Origin of the sequence: Aureimonas ureilytica, assembly GCF_001475935.1 — a bacterium.
Lineage (GTDB): Bacteria > Pseudomonadota > Alphaproteobacteria > Rhizobiales > Rhizobiaceae > Aureimonas > Aureimonas ureilytica_A.
The window spans coordinates 1-18027 of the sequence record NZ_LDQA01000019.1; the positions used below are offsets into that span (position 1 = coordinate 1).

An 18027-nucleotide genomic window follows, 5' to 3' on the forward strand; every position below is an offset into this window, starting at 1 on the left:
GATAAGCCGCCCGCGCCGGGGCGCAACGGCTGGCGGGGAATTGATGGCCCGCCAAGCATCGGGGCGGTGAGTACGCCGGCGTGCGATCCCCTCGCGTGTCGATGGGCAGCTACGGAAAATGCCGGCCAAACCAATTGCGTGCGACAGGTTCTTTAACTGACCTTCCGTAACCTATGGCTCTCTGCCTCCCCCTCGTGCGGACGACGATGCCAGATACCTCGCTTTATCGCGCGCCGCGCAATCCGATCCTGCGATGGCTCGCCGAAATTGGCGGCGGCCTACCGGACGAAACGCAGCGTCGCCTGCGCTCCATGTTCTTCACGTCGAAGGTTCCGCTCGTCATCGGCGCGGTCAACACCATCGTCGTGGCCCTGGTGATCTACGCGCACAATCTGCAGCCGATATTCCTGGGGATCGCGGTCTGCGATATCGCGCTTCTTCTGTTTCGGGTCGCGTCCCTTAAACGTGTCGACGCACCGGCCGGGCCGCTCTTCGCCGGAGGGCTTCTCTGGGCCTGCCTGCAGGGCCTGACGATCTTCCTCGTCGTAAGTTCAGGCGATCTCACTTTGTCTTTGCTGGTGCTCGCGAGCGGGCTGGCCGCCATCGGGGGCATTGTCGGGCGCAACTTTCCCGCCCCGCGCTACGCCATCGTCCAGACGCTTCTGATCGACGGCAGCTATAAGATCGCATTCAGCCTCCAGCATCCACAATTCATACCTCTGATTGCGGCGCAGACCGTGATCTTCATCGTTATGAATCTTGGGATCATCCGTCAGCATCGTGAAACCGCGATCGGCGCGATCAGGGCGGAGTTCGAAAACCGCGAGAAAGCCTTCACCGATCCCGTCACCGGGCTGGCGAGTCGCTGGCGGTTGGAGGATTGCTTTGCCCGGATGCGCCCTCCCACTCGAGGACGCGCGCTTCTCTATCTGGATCTCGACGGTTTCAAGCAGGTGAACGATCGGCTGGGCCATGCAGCCGGCGATCATCTCCTTCGTGAGGTGGGACAGCGCCTCAGCGAGTTCGCAACGCCGGACTCCGTCATCTGCCGCCTCGGCGGTGACGAATTCCTCATTCTTCTGAAGCAATCCGACGAAACCGAACTGCGTCATCTCTGCGCGCGCGTTCTGGCGCGCATCGCCACCCCTTACGAGATCGCGCCTGGCAGCTTGGCGCGGGTGGGCGTGAGCATCGGCACCGTCATCGATCGAACGGGCGATCAAACGCTGATCGGCCTGATGCTCAAAGCGGACCGCGCGCTCTACGAGGTCAAGGCCGGTGGCAAAGGCGCCTTTCGGATTCACGAGGAACAACCTCACGAGGCTCCAGCTCTTCGCTGCGCTGCGGGCCCATAGACCACGGGATGGGTGGGCCGATCGCGAAGCGGCGCTCCGGGGGCAAGGCGCCGTGAGCCACCGAGCCTTCGCTGCAACGCCAGGGCGTGGGGCCGGGACCGGCGAAAATCGCCGCTCCCTTGCCTCAGTCGTTGAAACGGGCCTCGCCTCGCGTCGGGTCCGCTCTTAAGCGCTCAACCTTGCCTTCGAATCGACCGACGCGGCTTTGGCGCTCGGCGTGTCGTTGACGCCGTCGAGATCGGGCGCGTGCCCGTAGCTCATGTTCTTCATCTGCTGAATGACGCGCGCCATTTCCTCGTCCGACAGGACCGGCGGCTCACCCAGAACCCGCGCCTGGACATAAAGGCGCGACAGCGTTTCGACCTCGATGGCGAGCGACAGCGCGCCTGACAGTGTCTTGCCGAGCGCGATCTGGCCGTGCTGGCCGAGAAGGCAGGCCATGCGGTCTTCGAGGGCTTCCAGCGCCGCGTCGGACAGGGCCTGCGTGCCGAAGGTCGCATAGCGCGAACAGCGGATCGTCGTGCCGCCGGCGATCGCCGTCATGTAGTGGAAGCTCGGGATCTCATGGTGGTGCACCGCGAGCGTCGTCGCATAGACGGAATGGCAGTGGAGCACGCAGTCGACATCGGAGCGCGCGGCGAGAATGTCGCGGTGGAAGCGCCATTCCGACGAGGGGCGGCGCGCGCCCTCATAGGTGCCGTCGAACGACATCTGCACGAGATCGCTGGGGCGCATCAGATCATAGGGCAGGGAGGTGGGCGTCACGAGGAAGCCCGCCGGATTGCGCACGGAGAGATTGCCGGCCGTGCCCTGGTTGATGCCGCTTTCGTTCATGCGGCGGCAGGTGGCGACCATCTCTTCGCGAAGGGCGTCGTCGTTGTAAGAGGCATTCATGAGGCTTGGCTCCAGGGATGGCAGAGGTCGCGCCAGTGCGACCAATAGGGGAGAAGATCAGGCAGGCCGGACATATCTGGCATTTCGACGCTGAGCGGGGCAGGGCCGCGCCGCATCTTATGCCCGGCAAGAAGGGCCGCCCCCGCCGCCGTGCCGTGCGCGTCGCGGTTGACGAGCACGCGTGCATCGGGATTCAGCGCGGCGAGGATCGCGCCGAACAAGGGATCGCGCACCAGCCCGCCGTCGATCACGATGGTGCGGGACGCGGGAAGCATACGCAGGCATTGGTTGGCGAGCATGGCGGCGTAGAGAAGGGCGAGCGTGAAGCGGACCGAGGGATCGCCGGCGAGCGGACCTCGGATCGAGCCGCGCCGGGCCGTGCCGGGAAAGAGCCCGTCATCGGCCCCGAAGGATGGCAGCGCGACGGTGCGGCTCGCCACGATCCGCGACAGGGCCTTTGAGGTCGCCGGTCCGCGTTCCACGCCGGACACGGCGGCGAACTCACGTCCGCCCATGGTCAACATGCCGGGAACCGGGCGACCCGCGACATCGGCATTGCAGGAGCGGCCGGGCGCTTCCTCACTGAGATCGATGCCGGTTCGATCCGTCAGGGCGACGATCCAGGTGCCGGTGGAAACCACCGTGAGATCGGACAGGCCGGCGGCCTGATAACGATAGAAATTGGCCGAGGAATCGTGAATGCCGCAGAGGACGCGCGTCTCCGCCGAGAGGCCGCAACGCCGCGCCCAGTCCGGCTTCAGGGTTCCGAGTGTCTCGTACGCGGGGCGAAGCGGGGGCAGGAGGCGCGCCCAGCCGCGATCCGCAACAAGCCGCGTCGGCGCGCCGTCCGCACCGGACCAGAGATGCGACTGCGCGGCGAGGCTGGTGACCTCGCCCGCCGCCACGCCGCAGAGGCGAAAGGCCCAATATTGCGGCAGAGCCAGAAAGGCCCGTGCTCCGGCGAAGGCATCCGGCCAGCCGCGTTCCAGCCAGAGCATCTGCCGCGCCAGATGCGCCGAGCCGAGCATGAGCGCGCTGCCGCGCTCGCGGAACGAACCGGCCATGGCGGCATAGTCGGCCGCCATGTCCGCCGGCGGGTCCTGCTCGTAGTCGATCATCGGCATGAGCGCGCCGTCTTCGCCTACGAGAACCCCGCCCGATCCGTGCGAGCAGGCGACGATCGCCTCGATGGAATGGCGCTGGCCGAGATCGGCGAGCCCCGCGAGCAGCCAGTCTTCGAGGGCCGCGAGGTCGTGGTGGCGATAGGGCGGGCCGTCCAAGACGCGATTGGGCGCGGACAGTTCCTCCAGCACCGCGCCGTCCGCTGTCGTGGCGAAGAGCTTGACGTTGGTCTTGCCGATGTCGAAGACGGCGACCGCGCTCACGCCTGCGTCTCCCCGCGCCGACGCAGCGCGGAGAAAAGCGCCGGGAGATGCGGGCGGATCGTCTGCGCCACCACGACGGCGATCAGCGTGCCGCCCCAGATCGCCAGCGTCAGATAGTTCGACAGGCCGAACTGGTTGAAGCCGGAGGAGATGACCTGAAGGATCGCGAGCGCCACCATGAGCCCGCCGACCGTGCCGAAGCCGCCGAACGGATCGACCCCGCCGAGCACGGCCGCCAGAATGGTGACGAGAAGATAGGACTGCGCGTAGTCCGGGCTCGCCGAGTTGAAAATGACGAGCGTCACCAACGCGGCCATGAAGCAGACGAGGCTGGACAAGGTGTAGACGCCGACCAGAACCCGCTTCGTATCGATCGCCGAATAGCGCGCGGCTTCGAGGTTCGAGCCGATCATGTGGCAGGCGATGCCGAAGGCGGTTTTCTTGAGGATCAAGCCGACCAGGATCGCGACCAGCATCATCACGATGAAGACGAGCGGCACGCCGAGAACGCTCGAATTGCCGAGGCGGGACACGAGATCGGGCACGCCCGAGAGCGCCTGGCCGCGCGTGAGATAGATGCTGATGCCGTCGATCAACGACTTGGTGCCGAGCGTCACGAGGATGGGGTGAACGCCGGTATAGGCGACGAGCGCGCCCGTCACGAGGCCGATGGCGAGGCAGAGGAGAAGCCCGGCGGCGAGCGCGAGCGCGACACCCGCGACGACGGCGCCCGTACCGGCTCCATCGGGAATGGCGATCTGTATGACGAAGACCATCAGGAGCGCGCATTGGTTGGTGGTGGCGATGATGGCGAGGTTCAGACCGCCCGTGATCAATGGCACGATCATGGCGAGCGAGAGAAGCCCCAGAAGCGGCATCTGGAACATGAAGGATTGCAGCGTGCCCATGCTGGCAAAGCCGGGAACCGCCAGCGAGAAGACGAGGACGAGCGCCACGAGGAGGCCCGTCAAGCCGAGATGGGCGTTGGGAACACCCGCGCGCAGCCGGGCCATGAAGTCCGCCAGGGCCCCGTCCCGCGCGATGGGATGAGATGTCCGGTTCTCAAGCATGGGCGGCCTCGCCGAGGGTTCGATGGCGCCGACCGCGCCGCGACGACAGGACGGTGAGCGAGGTGGAGGCGAGGATCGTCAGGCCGATCACGATCTGGAAGAAGTAGGAGGAGACGCCCAGAAGATTGAGCCCGTTCTGGAGAATGGCGAGCAGCACGATGCCCAGAAGCACGCCCGGCACGGTGCCGATGCCGCCCGTCAGGCTCGCGCCACCGAGCACGGCTGCCGAGAGAACGGCGAGTTCCGTGTTGACCATGGCGTTGGGCACGCTCTCCCCGACGCGGTGCGCCTGGAGCATTCCCGCGAGGGCGGCGAGGAACCCCAGAACCCCATAGGCCACGAAATGCAGGCGGCCGATCGACATGCCGATGCGGCGCGCCGCTTCCGCATTGCCGCCCATCGCATAAAGCTGGCGACCGACCGAGCTGCGTGTCATCAGCGCCCAGATGCCCAAGCTCACGACGATCATGGCGACGATCGGCAAGGTGACGCGAACGAGATCGCCGCTTGCGGTTTCGGTCTCGAAGAAGGTGACGCGCGTCGTCCACCAGTCCGGCAGGTCGTAGATCGACCGCCCGCCCGAGAAATACATCAGAAGCGAGAAGGTGACGCTCATCATGGCGATGGTCGCGATGATGGAGGGAATGCGCACGAAATGGATCAGCGCCGCGTTGAGGCAGCCGAGCGCCGTGCCGATCCCCAAGCCCACCGCGATCACGAGTGGGGCGGGAAGACCCAGCCGCGCCGCCAGGAGCGCCGCGACATATTGCGAGACGGAGGCCGTGGCGGCGAAGGAAATGTCGATGCCGCCAGAAACCAGAACCACGAAGAGGCCCATCGCCATGATGGCCTGCACCGAATAGGTCTCTAAGAGATCGATCACGTTGGGCAGGGTCAGGAAGCCCGGCGCGGTCGATCCGAAGAACAGGATGGCGAGGACGATCACGCCGAAGAGCCAGGCTTCGGGGCGGCGGCGAAGCCGCGCCAGCGCGGCGGCTCCGGTGCGCTGCTGGACATCAGGCATAGATGCGCTCCTCCAACTGCCGTTCGGTGATGCGGCCGGGAATGGTTTCCTCAAGGATGCGCCCGGCCCGCATGTGCAGGACGCGGTCGCAGGTGGCGAAGGCTTCGCTCACCTCATCGGAGATCACGATGACGCCGACGCCCTCGCGCGACAGTTCGGCCACGATTTCGTAAATGCCCTGCTTGTTCTTGATATCGACGCCGACGGTCGGCGAATCGAGGATCAGGACGCTCGGCCGCGTCGCCAGCCATTTGGCGAGAACCACGCGCTGCTGGTTGCCGCCCGACAGGGTCTGCACGGGCCGGTCGATATCGGGCACCTTGATGGCCAGCCGGCGCACCCAGTCGCGCGCGAGATCGCGCCGCCGCCGACGGGCGATGAGGCCGGAGCGCCCTGCGAGCCCCTTCATGACCGCAAGGCCGATATTGTCCTCGATCGATTGCGGGAGGATCACGCCGAGCGACAGGCGATCCTCCGAGACATAGGCGATGCCCGCACGCACCGCGTCCCGGTTGGAGCGCAGCGAGAGCGGCTGGCCGTTGAGCCGGATCGTTCCCCCCTCGGCCCGGTTCATGCCGAACAGCGTCAGCGCGAGTTCGGTGCGCCCGGCGCCCAGAAGTCCGACCAGCCCCAGCACCTCGCCCTTGCGCAAGGTGAAGCTGACATCGGCGAATTCGCCGCGCCGCGACAGGCGCTCCACGCTCAGGAGCGGCTCGGCCGCGCTCATGTCCCGCGCCACCGTGCCATGGTCGATGTCGAGCCCGGTCATCAGATGGGCGATGCGCTTCTGGTCAACCTCGGCCACCGGCCAGGTGCCGACCTTGCGCCCGTCCCGGAACACGGTCACGCGCTCGGCGATCTCCACCACCTCTTCGAGGCGGTGCGACACGAAGACGACGGCAATGCCGTCCGCCTTCAGCTTGGCCACGATGGAGAGGAGGCGATCGACTTCCGCGCGGGTGAGGGAGGCCGTCGGTTCGTCCATGAAGATGAGGCGCGCTTTGGCCGCCAGCCCGCGCGCGATGGCGACGATCTGCCGTTCGGCGACGGGCAGGTCCGACACGAGGGCGGAGGGGTCGAGATCGAAGTCGAGGCGCTTCAGGACGCTTTCGGCGATCCGCCGCATATGGGCCTTGCGCACCGGCTTCAGCGCGCCTTCGAGATGGCATTCGACGGCGATGTTCTCGGCCACCGAGAGATTGGGAAACAGGGACAGGTCCTGAAAGATGACCTGGATGCCGAGCGCCTTGGCGCGGGCCGGCGTCAGCGGCAGGACGTTCTCGCCCTCGATCTCGATCGTGCCCTCGCTCGGCGGGTGAACGCCGGCGACGGTCTTGATGAGCGTGGATTTGCCGCAGCCATTCTCGCCGACGAGGCAGTGAACCTCGCCCGGCCGCACGTCCCAGTCGATGCCCTCCAGCGCGCGCACGCCGCCGAAGCGCTTGGAGAGGCCGGTGAGCCTGAGAAAAGGAACGTCATCAGTCATCGGCCGCCTCCCGTCGTCCGAATGGAAAACCCGGCGGCGCATCGGCCGCCGGGATGGTGGGATCAGAGGCCGAGCGCCACGAGGCGGTCGATATTGGCCTTGTCGAGCGATTCCAGCTTCTGAGCCTGGATCAGCTTCTTGTCGGGATAGACCCGCACGGGGCCGACGCCGACGATCTCCATATTGTCGGTCGGCTCCTTGCCGGCCGCCAGCATGGAAGAAAGCTGCGCGAAGACCTCGCCCGCCGTCAGCGGGTTCCAGATATAGCCGCCCCGGATCACGCCCGACTTGACGTATTTCGCGCCCTGGCCCGGCGAGAAGCCGCCGACCAGCGCGACCGTCTTGGCCTTGCCGCGATCGTCCAAGACGCGCCCTGCGCCGATCGGGCCTTGGCTGCCGAAGGTCAGGATGCCCTTGAGGTTCGGGTTGGCGCGCAGCTGGTCCTGCGTGGTCTTGATGCTTTCATCCAGGCTTTCGGCGACGCCGAAGCGATCGCCCACCATCTGCATCTTGGGATACTTCTGCTTCTGATAGGCGATGGCGGCGTCGGCCCAGGCATTGTGCAGCGGCACGGTCAGCGAGCCGACATAGACGATATACTTGCCCTCTTCGCCCATTTCCTTGGCGAGAAGGTCCATATGCGCCTGACCATAGGCCTCGGTCGTGGTCAGCTCGAAGTCCCAGTCCTTTTCCTTCTGGTCCGGCCCTTCATGCGCCAGAACCTTGATGCCGGCGGCGCGGGCGCGCCCGAGCACGGGTTCGAGCGCGGCGGAATCGTTGGGCACGATGCCGATGACATTGACCTTACGGGCGATCAGATCCTCGATGGCGCGGACCTGCTGGGCCGCGTCGGCCTGTGTCGGGCCGACCATCCAGGCATTGACCTTATACTCCTTGGCACCCTTCTTGATGCCTTCTTCCATGGCGTTGAACCAGGGAATGCCCCCGATCTTGACCACGATCCCGGCCTGCGGCTCGGCGCTCTGCGCAAAGGCGGCAGGGCCGGCGAGGGTGAGGGCCAGAAGACCTCCCATGGCCGCGAGGGCGCGGCGGCGCGACATCAGCATGTTTCATCCTCCCGTTATCAGACCTTGCCCGCCCGGCCTCCCCGCCGGGGCGGGACCCGCTGCGTCGAGCCGCGGATCGAGACGGCGCATCCTAGGCGCCTTGTTTCTTGGGGCTCATCGCTCCCCGCCATTCGGCCGCGCAGGAGCGACCAGGCGGCAACAGCCATGTCCTCCACGGGTTGGCGCACGGCCGTGATGCCGGGCGAGACGAGCCGCATCCATTCCATTTCGTCGAACGAGGCGAAGGCGATCTCGCCGGGGATCGACAGGCCCATCGCGGCGATGAGCTGATAGGCCATGAGCGAAGTCATGTGATCGAGCGCGAAGAGCGCGGCCGGGCGATCGGCCGACAGGCGCTCGCGCAGCAAATTGGCCGACGCCTCCGCCTCGAAGCCGACCTCCAGCATCTGCGCCCGCATCGCGCCCGCACCCGTCAGAAAGCCTTCCCAGCGCTCGCGCACATTGCTGATGCCGAGACTCGTGCCGACAACGAGGCAGTTCGCCAGTCCAGTCTGGGCAAGATGCGCGGCGATCGCGGCCGAGGAAGGGCCGTTGTCCACCGCGACCAGATCGAACCTTGCATCGTCGGGAATGCGGTCGGCCACCACGGCGGGCGCGGCGAGCCCCGCCGGCAGGCGGGACGAGAGCGCGCCGTCGCAGGGCACGACGATCAGCCCGCCCGGCCGCCAGGCGCGGACATTGGCCAGCCGGTCGGCCTCCTCCATGGGGTCGTTGCGCGAGGAGAGAACGGCGAGATCGAACCCATCGCCCCGCGCCTCGTGCTCCAGCGTGGAGACGAAGCTCGCAAACATCGGATTGGTGAGATCGGGCACGATGACGGCGACCAGCGCCGCCTTGCCCGAGCGCAGCCGCGAGGCCGCAATATCGGCGACGTAACCCAGCTCATCCACCGCCGCGCGCACACGATCGGCGAAGTTCTGCGAGACATTGGGCTTGCCGTTCAGGACGTTCGAGACGGTCGCAATCGACACGCCCGCGCGGTCGGCGACCATACGGATGGATGGCGTCTGCTGTCGTGACATCGACGCCCCTCCCAAGACGAACCGTGCCCAAGCTTTTTGAGAAAACGCCGGTGAAACGTTTTATTGGAGGCTAGACATCAGTTCCAACTTTGTCAATCATGTCCCGCATGGGCAGAGAAGCCCGTTTTATTGCATTGCCGCAGTAGTCTTCGCTTGCGCGAAGAATGTCCGCGGCGCGGGGAGGAAACAGGATGAACAAGCTGGGTGTGCACGCTCTCGTCTGGGAGGCGGGGTGGAGCCTTGAGGAATGCGCGCGCGCGATCGCCAAGACGGCCGAGGTCGGCTACGACTTCATCGAGGCTCCGGCGCTCGATCCGAGCCTGATCGATCCGGTCTTCACGCGTCGCCAGCTGGACCAGGCAGGCATCGGCATCAACTTCTCGCTGGGCCTCGATTTCGACAGCGACATTTCCTCGGGCGACCCGGAAAAGCGCGCGCGCGGCAAGAAGAAGCTGGAAGACGCGGTGGCTGTCTGCCGCGACTGCGGCGGCGAATATATCGGCGGCATTCTCTACTCCGCCTTCGGCAAGTATTTCACGCAGCCGACCGCCGACGGCATCCGCCAATCGGCCGAGACGCTGGCCGAGGTCGCCGAGATCGCGGCACGCAGCAACATCACGCTCGTGCTCGAAGTGGTGAACCGCTACGAGACCAATATCTGCAACACGGCGGCGCAGGGCGTCGAAATGGCCAAGCTCGTCGGTGCGCCGAACGTGAAGGTCCATCTCGACGTCTATCACATGAACATCGAGGAATCTGATATCGCGCAGGCGATCATCGAGACCGGCGAGCATATCGGCTATTTCCACACCGGAGATTCGCATCGCGGCTATATGGGCTCGGGTTCGATCGACCTCACCAGCGTGTTCCGCGCTCTGGTGCGCACCGGCTACAAGGGGCCGATTACCTTCGAGAGCTTCTCGTCGCGTGTCGTCGGTCAGCCGCTGGAAGGCATTCTGGGCATCTGGCGCAATCTCTGGGAAGACAGCCACGATCTGGCCTCCCATGCGCTGATGTACACCAAGTCCCAGCTCAAGGCCGCGCAGGAAGCCGAGCGTCAAGCCAAGGAGCGCAGCCGCCTGCCGCTCGGCTGACGCTCATCGCTTGCACCCTCCATCCTCGCCAAGACAGGGCGGCGACATCTTCGCCGCCCTGTCTTGGTGACTCAACCCATATCCCTTGGCCCGCTCGGGATGACCCTTCGGGCGATATGATGACGCGGATCGCGCTAACGACCCTGTTCGGCCGGTCCTCCTCGTATTAAACGGGGGAAAAGCGGCGTTCCGTTTCCCATGCGAGGGGCGCCTGATCTGGAGGCTTTCATGACCGTCGACGCACCCGGTATCCGCTTCGAACTCAAGAGAAGCTCGAATCCCGTGCCGGCGGCGGAGCGAGCCGAGGCGTTGAGCCATCTCACCTTCGGAACCCTGTTCAGCGATCACATGGCGGTCGCGCGCTGGTCGCAGGACCGGGGCTGGCATTCGGCCGAGATCACCGCCCGCGCGCCGTTCCCGATCGACCCGGCCAGCAGCGTCCTGCATTATGCGCAGGAGATTTTCGAGGGCATGAAGGCCTATCGCACGGCCGATGGCCGCGCGCTCCTGTTCCGCCCCGAAGAGAACGCCCGCCGCTTCAACCAGTCGGCCCGCCGCATGGCCATGCCCGAACTGCCCGAGGCCGATTTCGTCGCCGCCGTCGAAGGGCTGGTGGCCGCCGATCAGGATTGGCTGCCGGAAGGGGAGGCGAGCCTCTATCTCAGACCCTTCATGTTCGCCAGCGAGAGCTTCCTCGGCGTGCGTCCGTCGCGCGAATATATCTTCTGCGTCATCGCGTCGCCCGTCGGCCCCTATTTCAAGGGCGGATCGAAGCCACTGACGCTCTGGGTGTCGCAGAATTACAGCCGCGCGGCGCGGGGCGGCACGGGCGAGGCCAAGTGCGGCGGCAACTATGCCGGCAGCCTCGCCGCGCAGGCCGAGGCCAGCACCAAGGGCTGCGATCAGGTCGTGTTCCTGGACTCGGCGGAGAACCGCTGGGTCGAGGAACTGGGCGGCATGAACCTCTTCTTCGTGATGGCGGACGGGCGTCTCGTCACGCCCTCGCTCGGCACGATCCTGCCCGGCATCACGCGCAAATCCATCATCGAGATGGCAAGCGCCGAAGGCCACATCGTGGAAGAGCGGCCCTATTCGTTCGACGAATGGCAGGCGGACGCCGCCAGCGGGCGCATGAAGGAAGCCTTCGCCTGCGGCACGGCGGCCGTCGTGGCCGGCATCGGAACCCTTCGCCATGCCGGCGGCGAGTTCACGATCGGCGACGGGCAGGTCGGCCCGACCACCGAAGCCTTCCGCCACAAGCTCGTCGGCATCCAGCGCGGCGCCGCGCCCGACAGTTTCGGCTGGACCCGCGAAGTCGCCCGCGCGGGGTGACAGGCTTGAGCGAAGCCGGTCACGCACCGGCTTCGCTTCTTGCGATGAGAGCGATCCGGCTGACCGAGGTGCCGAAGCCTGTTGAAAATGCGATCGATGCGATTTTGCGATCGATCGCCACGCTTCGAAGGATCGCACAGCCCGCCGCCATCCGTCCAACGGAGCGGTTCGTAATTTACATTATGGAACGGTTTTTGATCTTTGCAGGTGGAGGACATTCCCTAGCCATTGGGTGGTCGCGGCGATCGAGGTGACATCACCGAGATCGTCGGCCACAGCGATGCGCGTCCAGGTCTCGAGCCTGCCGGACAGGCGCGCTCCTAGCAACTCTACTTTCGCTCTGGATACCGACGGGAAGCCAGGGCGCCATCGCTGGGCATGAGCGGGCCTTCGCTCGGCCCGACCGGTTCCAACGCCGGCACTCGTCATGCGCGAATGAACGCTGAGGCGGCCTTTGGGGGACGATGCGGAAGAGCGTCAGCTCGCCGCAGCGGTCTCGAAGGCCCGCAAGGGATTGCGCACCTCGCCGGCCCAGTCGGGAACTAGGCGCAGCGCCAAGCGCTCCGCCAATTCCGAGAACCGCTCGGCGTAGCGATCCACGACGCGCCGGGCCGCGCGCCAGAACGCGGCTTCGGAAAGGCCCGAGCGCTCGGACAGAACGTCGAGATGAAGCGCAGTACGCAGACGAAAAGCGTCGTGTGCACGAAATGCCTCATGTAATCGGGCGGCAGGCGCAGCAGCACGTCGGCGACATCCTTCGGCAGGCTCTGCGTCTCGGGAAAGTCGAGATCGCAGACATTCACATCGTCGATGAAGTCGCGCAGCGCGAGGCGCACCGGCCAGCCATCCTGCACGATGATCGTGGCGTTCTGCCCATGAGCGGAGAAGCCAAGGCCAAGCCGGACCAGAAGATGCAGAACCGGCGTGATCAACACCTCGAGAAAGCGCTCGATCCATTGGGCCAGCGGGCGGCCGGAGCGCGCGGCCAGGGCCTCGGCCACGGGCACACCGTCCGCGCCTTGATGCAGCAGAGCCGCCAGCGGCAGACCCGTCTCGCCGCGTCCCAAGGCGTGGCTCTCACGCCGGAGATCGGGCGAGACGGCGAACCAGCGGAGCGGGAAACGCGCGGCAAATTCCAGCAAGTAGCGTGTCTCGTCCACTTCCTCCATGCCGTCGCGCGCCTTGGGCGCGGGGTGGATGGGATGGCTGGCGAGAGCCCCTGCTCGCTCGCTCCGAAGCTCAGCCGCATGTCGGTGAGACGGAGAAGGTCGTCCGGCCGCGCCGCCAAGGCCCGCGCGATGAAAGCGCTGCGGGCGCGCAGACGGCGACGGAGATCGTCAGCCCCGTCCGCGCCCCCCAAGCCGTTCGAGCAGGAGTTCGGCGGCCGCCTGCGGTTCGATCAGCGCGTCGACGCCTTGCACAAGGTGCAGCGGCGCGCCGAAGAGACGATGGCCCGTCGGCGAGCGATGCTCGAAGGGCACGCGCGGCGTATCGTCGCCGTTCCCGCTAGGGGACAGGCCGATCCGCACGGACGAACGATTGATGTCGACACGCTCGGGATATTCGCGCAACACGCAGTTCAGGAGCGAGCGCAGCGACAGGGCTGCGGCATTGAGATCAGACATGGAATCGGTCCAGTTCGCCGGCGAGGTCCGCCATCTCGGCGAGCACGGGCTCCACCGCTCGGAGCGTCGAGGCCGGGTTGAGACAATCGGCCTTCAGGGCGAAGGGTGCGAAGGCCGCTGCAAAGCGGACCAGCAGGACACCGCAGGAGACGGGCTGGAACAACATCTTGTGGAAATCGAGCGCTACGGAGTCGCCGCACGCGATGCCCTCAAGCTGCGAGCGAAAGCGCCGTAAGAACAGGAGCCCACCGCCATAGGCGGCATCCACATGCAACTCGGCGACTAGAGCCGTCAGGGCGACCGGGCATTGGAGACGGGCCATCGTGTGAGGTGATGGACGGCGAGCGCATGATGGAGCGTCAGCGCGCCAACCTCGCCGATCGCCGTGCGGAGCCCGACGCTCCGTTCGGGAAAGGGGGCGAGCCCGCTTGGAAACTCGGCCCGCTCCCAGCCCCCATGGAGCCGGTCGCGGCGTGCGACATCGTCGGCCACGAGATGAAGCGCCTGTTGCAGGGCGGCGCGGTAAAGCTCCGCGCTGCGCGCGCTATGGCCCAGGATCATCTCGCCGGCCTCGCCTCCTGCCGTTGAACGAAGTCGCGATTGGTGGGCGCAACTTGGGTCGTGATCGACTCCTGGAAGCGGGGTATGAGATCAGAGGGCGGAGGGCGCGTCCGGCGCGGCGTCGCGCCGGCCCTCCAGCCGCACGCCCGGCAGGCGCGCGAGAATGGCGATCGCAACCGCGACGCCGACCAGCGACAGAAGCGTCGCGAGAGCAAACAGCGCACCGTAGCCGACCGCATCGGCGATCCACCCGGCGACGCTCGTGCCGACGAGATAGACGACGAGTTCGGCGCAGGTCAGGATCGTGAAGTCCGTTCCCGGCTGGCGCGATGACGAGGCGCGCATGAAGAGCGCGTAGAGCGCGACGAGTTCCATGTAGCGGATCATCGTCTGAAAGCCCGACGCGCCCATGGCGACTTGGAGCCCCGGCAGAACGCCGAGGGCGCTCAGCGAAAACACCAGGAAGCAGAGCGTGCGCAGGAGGCCGAGAAGCCCGAGCGTGGCGGCCAGCCCTGTCCGGCGGATCAGGAGCGCGGCAAACGTCGCGCCCGCCAGACCCGCGCTGATGGCCGCCGCGCCGTAGAGCGTGCCGATCCAGGACAGCGGTACGCCGAGATCCACGAGATAGGCACCCTCCATGCCGCGCACGAGCCCTTCGCTGGCGCGGAAGGTCAGCGCGAAGAGGAAGAACAGCCGCGCCTCGGGTCGGGCGAAGAAGGCGCGCAGGCTGGGGCGTGGGGCGGGCTCCGATCCGCCCGCTTCCCCCTCGCCCGCATCGGCGCGCTCGCGCATGAAAGGCGTGGCGAGGAGCGGCAGAAGCGACAGGATCGCGACCGTCAGGAGCGCGGCAGTCCAGCCGATGCGCTCGAACAGAACGAGCGAAAACGTGCCGCCGATCACCACGCCGAGCGCCACGGAGGCCGCCTGAATGGCGTTTCCGGTGGCGCGCGTGGTGGCATCGAGCTGGCGCACGGCGAACCCGTCGGTCGCGATGTCCTGCGTGGCCGAAAGGAGCGTGATCGAAAAGGCGATGGCGAACAGAAGCACGGTCTGCGTCGGCGCGACGAAGGCCATGGCGGCGATCAGCGCGGAAACGAGAAGCTGGGTCGGCACGATCCAGCCCCGCCGATGCCCCAGACGCCGGATCAGGGGATAGCGATCCACCAGCGGCCCCCAGGCGAATTTCAGGACCGTCGGCACCATGAGAAGCGTGAACAGGCCGATCGCCGTGCGCGAGGCGCCGCTGTCTCGCAGGAGGGGCGGCAGGGCAACGAGCAGGAGATAGGTCGGGATGCCCTGCGCAAGATAGAGCGCGGCGAGGACGCCATAAAGGCGGCGCGTCGGCTGGGCGGGAATCGAGATCGACATTGCGGGATCAACTGCCTGCCGAGTTTAGAACGGGATTAAATACTAACGGCTACATCGGAATCGCCGCTCCGAAGCGCGCCGTTATCCCTAATGACTCTGTTTCTATTTCGCAAGCCATAACATGATTTTTAAATTCATGTTTATGGGTCGCGCCCGCTGAAACCCCTTAAAGTTGGAATCCTGAGGAGAATTCCCCGAGATTCTGGAACGGTTATCGTCTGAAGCGTGAATCCACGCGTTAGTTGACTCGATTTATCATGTTATGATAGCCGACTGCATAGGGCGTCTTCCAGCGTACGGAGGAGTCTGATCCACGTCAAACGACAGCAAATCCACGCCATTCTCGTCCGATCTTCAGGATAGCGAAGTATTCAATCTGAATTCTCGTGTCTTGCTGAAGTGGGCGCATCTGGCGTCCGCAGGAGCACAAACCCGCGATGCCCCTATTGTCCGCCCGCCGACGCGCGCTTCGCCGTTCGATTTCGCTGGTCGCGCTCGGCTGCGCGCTGACCCTGTCGTTCAGCGCCACGGCGCAGGAAACGGTCGCCGGCGCGGCCGAGCAAACCGCGCCCGCAGCCGTGGGCACGGGCGATGCCTCCGTCCTTCTCGATCCGATCGTCGTCACCGGCTCACGCGCGCCCCAGCGCCTGTCGGAGACGGCCCGCACGGTCTATGTGGTCGAGGGCCGGGAGATCGAGGCGCGTGTGCGCTCGGGCCAGACGCTTCAGCAGGCGCTGGGCCAGGACGTGCCGAGCTATGACGCCGCCAGCAGCGGCGCGCGCACCTCCTATGGCCAGAACCTGCGCGGCCGCCCGGCGCTCGTACTGATCGACGGCGTGTCGCTGAATTCCGCGCGCGGCCTGTATCGCCAGTTCGATTCCATCGACCCGTTCAATATCGCGCGGGTCGAAATCCTGTCGGGCGCGACCTCGCTCTATGGCGGCAACGCGACGGGCGGCATCATCAACATCATCACCAAGAAGGGCCGGGACGCCAAGCCGGGCCTGGGCGGCGAGGCGATGGTCGGCGCGGAAAGCGGCTTCCGGGGCTCGCGTGATGGCGACGGCAAGCTCGCCGGCGCGCTCACCTATAATGACGATCTCTGGGACGCCCGCCTCTCGATCGCCGGCAACAAGACCCGTGCCTTCTACGACGGATCGGGCACGATCCTCGTTCCCGATATCACGCAGACCAGCCTCGCCTTCAACGAGCGGGTCGATCTGTTCGGCACGGCCGGACTCCAGATCGACGAGAGCCGGCGCGCCGAGATCAGCGCCCAGCATTATCGCAGCGAGCAGGACAGCGATTACGGCCTCTTCTTCGGCACGAATTTCGCCGCGCTGCGCAACCCCAGGCTTTTCGAGACGCGCCAGGGCTACCAGTCCGACGTGCAGCCCGCGACGCGGCGCACCGGCGTCAACGGCTCCTATACGGACAGCGACTTCCTCGGCCAGGAGTTGCTGGTCCAAGCCTTCTGGCGCACCGAGTCCATCGACTTCCACCCCTTCCCCGTCACCGTCCCGCTCTTCTATTTCAACGCCACTGAGCAGGACACGAACTTCTACGGCTTCAAGGCCGCGATGGTGTCGAAGCCGCTCGAGGGCCTGCGCATCACTTATGGCATCGACGGAGACCGGGACGAGTTCTCCTCCTCCCAGGCGGTGTTCGACAGCCGGATCGCCGCGCGTTCCGGCGCGCTGGACATGCGCCGCGTCGGCGAACTCGGCCTCTACCCGGCCATCGATGTCTCCACCATCGCGGGCTTTGCCGAGGCGAGCTATGAGGCAACGGACGCGCTGACGCTCACGGGCGGCGTGCGCTATCAATATGTGGATACGAAGGTCGGGGATTTCGTCGCGGCCGCCGCGCAGGTCAACAATTTCTTCGGCCGTGGCACGTCGGCCGACACCATTCCCAGCGGCTCTGTCTCCTATGACGACCTGCTCTTCAATGCCGGCGCGACCTACCGCTTCGACGATCGCAGCCAAGTCTACGCCAATTTCAGCCAGGGCTTCGAACTGCCCGACCCCTCGCGCTATTATGGCCTGGGCACCTACAGCCTTGTCGGCAATCGGCAGGTTCTGCGCAGCAGCGTCAATGTCGCCGATTCCGCGCTTCAGTCGATCAAGACCAATGCCTACGAGGTGGGCTATCGCTATGCGGACGGCATTCTCTCAGCGGAGGCGGCGGCCTATTACTCGCTGTCGGATCGAACCATCCAGCTCAACCGGCAGACGCTGAACATCTCGCTTCTGGATCAGGACCGGCGCGCCTATGGCGTCGAGGGTCGTCTTGGCCTCCAGCTCGGCCATGGGTTCGACGCGGGCGTTCTCGGCAATCTCGTACAGACCGAGGTCGATCAGAACGGCGACTGGCGGCGGGCCTCCGTGGGCGATGCCAGCACGTCGAAGCTCGGCGGCCATATCGGCTGGACCGACGACATCACCTCCGTTCGGCTCGAAGGGCAACACGTCTTCAGCCTGTCGGACACCGCCGGTTTCGAGATCAAGGGCTATACGCTCTTCGATCTCATGGGCAGCCATCGGTTCGAAACGGCGGATACGACGCTGAACTTCGGCATCCAGAACCTGTTCGACAAGGACTACACCACGATCTGGGGCCAGCGCGCGGTCGCGCTCTACGGCTCGCTCGCGGACAAGAGCGTCTTCGACTACAAGGGACGGGGCCGAACCTTCGCGATTTCGCTGAGCAAGGAATTCTGA

At 66.0% G+C, this 18027-nt stretch carries 15 protein-coding genes and 1 pseudogene; 4 read left to right on the plus strand and 12 right to left on the minus strand.

The annotated features are described in order from the left end of the window. The first annotated feature begins 206 nt into the window (after positions 1-206). A complete protein-coding gene (locus tag NS365_RS07465; RefSeq protein WP_193753409.1) occupies positions 207-1355 on the plus strand; it encodes a GGDEF domain-containing protein in 1149 nt (382 codons plus the stop codon). Positions 1356-1520: 165 nt separating this feature from the next. Here the strand turns inward: NS365_RS07465 and NS365_RS07470 are convergent, their stop codons facing one another. From NS365_RS07470 to NS365_RS07500, 7 genes are all read right to left on the minus strand, one after another. Continuing rightward, positions 1521-2249 (minus strand): class II aldolase/adducin family protein, encoded by a 729-nt coding sequence (locus NS365_RS07470; protein WP_058599660.1) that lies wholly within the window; start codon positions 2247-2249, stop codon positions 1521-1523. Further along, positions 2246-3634, minus strand: a complete 1389-nt coding sequence (locus tag NS365_RS07475; protein ID WP_058599661.1) for an FGGY family carbohydrate kinase — start codon at positions 3632-3634, stop codon at positions 2246-2248. Before NS365_RS07475 ends, NS365_RS07470 begins: the two co-directional genes overlap by 4 nt. Beyond that, the gene (locus NS365_RS07480) at positions 3631-4704 is read right to left on the minus strand and encodes an ABC transporter permease (protein WP_082684488.1); all 1074 of its coding nucleotides are present in this window, start codon (positions 4702-4704) and stop codon (positions 3631-3633) included. Before NS365_RS07480 ends, NS365_RS07475 begins: the two co-directional genes overlap by 4 nt. Continuing rightward, positions 4697-5728: an ABC transporter permease gene (locus NS365_RS07485; protein WP_058599662.1), complete on the minus strand. Its 1032-nt coding sequence runs from the start codon at positions 5726-5728 to the stop codon at positions 4697-4699. Before NS365_RS07485 ends, NS365_RS07480 begins: the two co-directional genes overlap by 8 nt. Beyond that, positions 5721-7214, minus strand: a complete 1494-nt coding sequence (locus NS365_RS07490; protein ID WP_058599663.1) for a sugar ABC transporter ATP-binding protein — start codon at positions 7212-7214, stop codon at positions 5721-5723. Before NS365_RS07490 ends, NS365_RS07485 begins: the two co-directional genes overlap by 8 nt. Positions 7215-7276: 62 nt before the next feature. Beyond that, the gene (locus NS365_RS07495) at positions 7277-8281 is read right to left on the minus strand and encodes a substrate-binding domain-containing protein (protein WP_058599664.1); all 1005 of its coding nucleotides are present in this window, start codon (positions 8279-8281) and stop codon (positions 7277-7279) included. Between the two features lie 17 nt (positions 8282-8298). Continuing rightward, positions 8299-9324 (minus strand): LacI family DNA-binding transcriptional regulator, encoded by a 1026-nt coding sequence (locus NS365_RS07500; RefSeq protein WP_058599665.1) that lies wholly within the window; start codon positions 9322-9324, stop codon positions 8299-8301. Positions 9325-9515: 191 nt separating this feature from the next. Here NS365_RS07500 and NS365_RS07505 point away from each other — a divergent pair, with 191 nt between their 5' ends. Then, positions 9516-10418, plus strand: coding sequence for a sugar phosphate isomerase/epimerase family protein (locus NS365_RS07505; RefSeq protein WP_058599666.1), 903 nt, complete (start codon positions 9516-9518; stop codon positions 10416-10418). Between the two features lie 228 nt (positions 10419-10646). Beyond that, complete coding sequence (locus NS365_RS07510; RefSeq protein WP_058599773.1) at positions 10647-11750, plus strand: branched-chain amino acid aminotransferase; 1104 nt, start codon at positions 10647-10649, stop codon at positions 11748-11750. Positions 11751-12227: 477 nt separating this feature from the next. On the opposite strand, the pseudogene NS365_RS25330 reads toward NS365_RS07510, so the two are convergent. The 5 genes and pseudogenes from NS365_RS25330 to NS365_RS07535 all read right to left on the minus strand — a co-directional run. Next, positions 12228-12964, minus strand: a pseudogene (locus NS365_RS25330) (IucA/IucC family C-terminal-domain containing protein); the annotation flags it as partial. 123 nt (positions 12965-13087) lie between these two features. Next, positions 13088-13375 (minus strand): hypothetical protein, encoded by a 288-nt coding sequence (locus NS365_RS07520; RefSeq protein ID WP_058599668.1) that lies wholly within the window; start codon positions 13373-13375, stop codon positions 13088-13090. Beyond that, entirely contained in the window at positions 13368-13697 is a 330-nt protein-coding gene (locus NS365_RS07525; protein ID WP_082684489.1) for a pyridoxal-dependent decarboxylase, read from the minus strand. The genes NS365_RS07520 and NS365_RS07525 overlap by 8 nt, the downstream gene beginning before the upstream one ends. Beyond that, positions 13667-13936: a hypothetical protein gene (locus NS365_RS07530; RefSeq protein WP_058599670.1), complete on the minus strand. Its 270-nt coding sequence runs from the start codon at positions 13934-13936 to the stop codon at positions 13667-13669. The genes NS365_RS07525 and NS365_RS07530 overlap by 31 nt, the downstream gene beginning before the upstream one ends. Positions 13937-14026: 90 nt before the next feature. Further along, positions 14027-15304, minus strand: coding sequence for a RhtX/FptX family siderophore transporter (locus NS365_RS07535; protein ID WP_058599671.1), 1278 nt, complete (start codon positions 15302-15304; stop codon positions 14027-14029). Positions 15305-15741: 437 nt separating this feature from the next. Here NS365_RS07535 and NS365_RS07540 point away from each other — a divergent pair, with 437 nt between their 5' ends. Beyond that, complete coding sequence (locus NS365_RS07540; protein WP_058599672.1) at positions 15742-18027, plus strand: TonB-dependent receptor; 2286 nt, start codon at positions 15742-15744, stop codon at positions 18025-18027.

What these genes read in the sequence shown, in the direction of transcription:
- NS365_RS07465 (WP_193753409.1), top strand. Translation starts at nt 207, where the DNA reads ATGCCAGATACCTCGCTTTATCGCGCGCCGCGCAATCCGATCCTGCGA.
- NS365_RS07470 (WP_058599660.1), bottom strand. Translation starts at nt 2,249, where the DNA reads ATGAATGCCTCTTACAACGACGACGCCCTTCGCGAAGAGATGGTCGCC.
- NS365_RS07480 (WP_082684488.1), bottom strand. Translation starts at nt 4,704, where the DNA reads ATGCTTGAGAACCGGACATCTCATCCCATCGCGCGGGACGGGGCCCTG.
- NS365_RS07485 (WP_058599662.1), bottom strand. Translation starts at nt 5,728, where the DNA reads ATGCCTGATGTCCAGCAGCGCACCGGAGCCGCCGCGCTGGCGCGGCTT.
- NS365_RS07490 (WP_058599663.1), bottom strand. Translation starts at nt 7,214, where the DNA reads ATGACTGATGACGTTCCTTTTCTCAGGCTCACCGGCCTCTCCAAGCGC.
- NS365_RS07495 (WP_058599664.1), bottom strand. Translation starts at nt 8,281, where the DNA reads ATGCTGATGTCGCGCCGCCGCGCCCTCGCGGCCATGGGAGGTCTTCTG.
- NS365_RS07500 (WP_058599665.1), bottom strand. Translation starts at nt 9,324, where the DNA reads ATGTCACGACAGCAGACGCCATCCATCCGTATGGTCGCCGACCGCGCG.
- NS365_RS07505 (WP_058599666.1), top strand. Translation starts at nt 9,516, where the DNA reads ATGAACAAGCTGGGTGTGCACGCTCTCGTCTGGGAGGCGGGGTGGAGC.
- NS365_RS07510 (WP_058599773.1), top strand. Translation starts at nt 10,647, where the DNA reads ATGACCGTCGACGCACCCGGTATCCGCTTCGAACTCAAGAGAAGCTCG.
- NS365_RS07520 (WP_058599668.1), bottom strand. Translation starts at nt 13,375, where the DNA reads ATGTCTGATCTCAATGCCGCAGCCCTGTCGCTGCGCTCGCTCCTGAAC.
- NS365_RS07525 (WP_082684489.1), bottom strand. Translation starts at nt 13,697, where the DNA reads ATGGCCCGTCTCCAATGCCCGGTCGCCCTGACGGCTCTAGTCGCCGAG.
- NS365_RS07530 (WP_058599670.1), bottom strand. Translation starts at nt 13,936, where the DNA reads ATGATCCTGGGCCATAGCGCGCGCAGCGCGGAGCTTTACCGCGCCGCC.
- NS365_RS07535 (WP_058599671.1), bottom strand. Translation starts at nt 15,304, where the DNA reads ATGTCGATCTCGATTCCCGCCCAGCCGACGCGCCGCCTTTATGGCGTC.
- NS365_RS07540 (WP_058599672.1), top strand. Translation starts at nt 15,742, where the DNA reads ATGCCCCTATTGTCCGCCCGCCGACGCGCGCTTCGCCGTTCGATTTCG.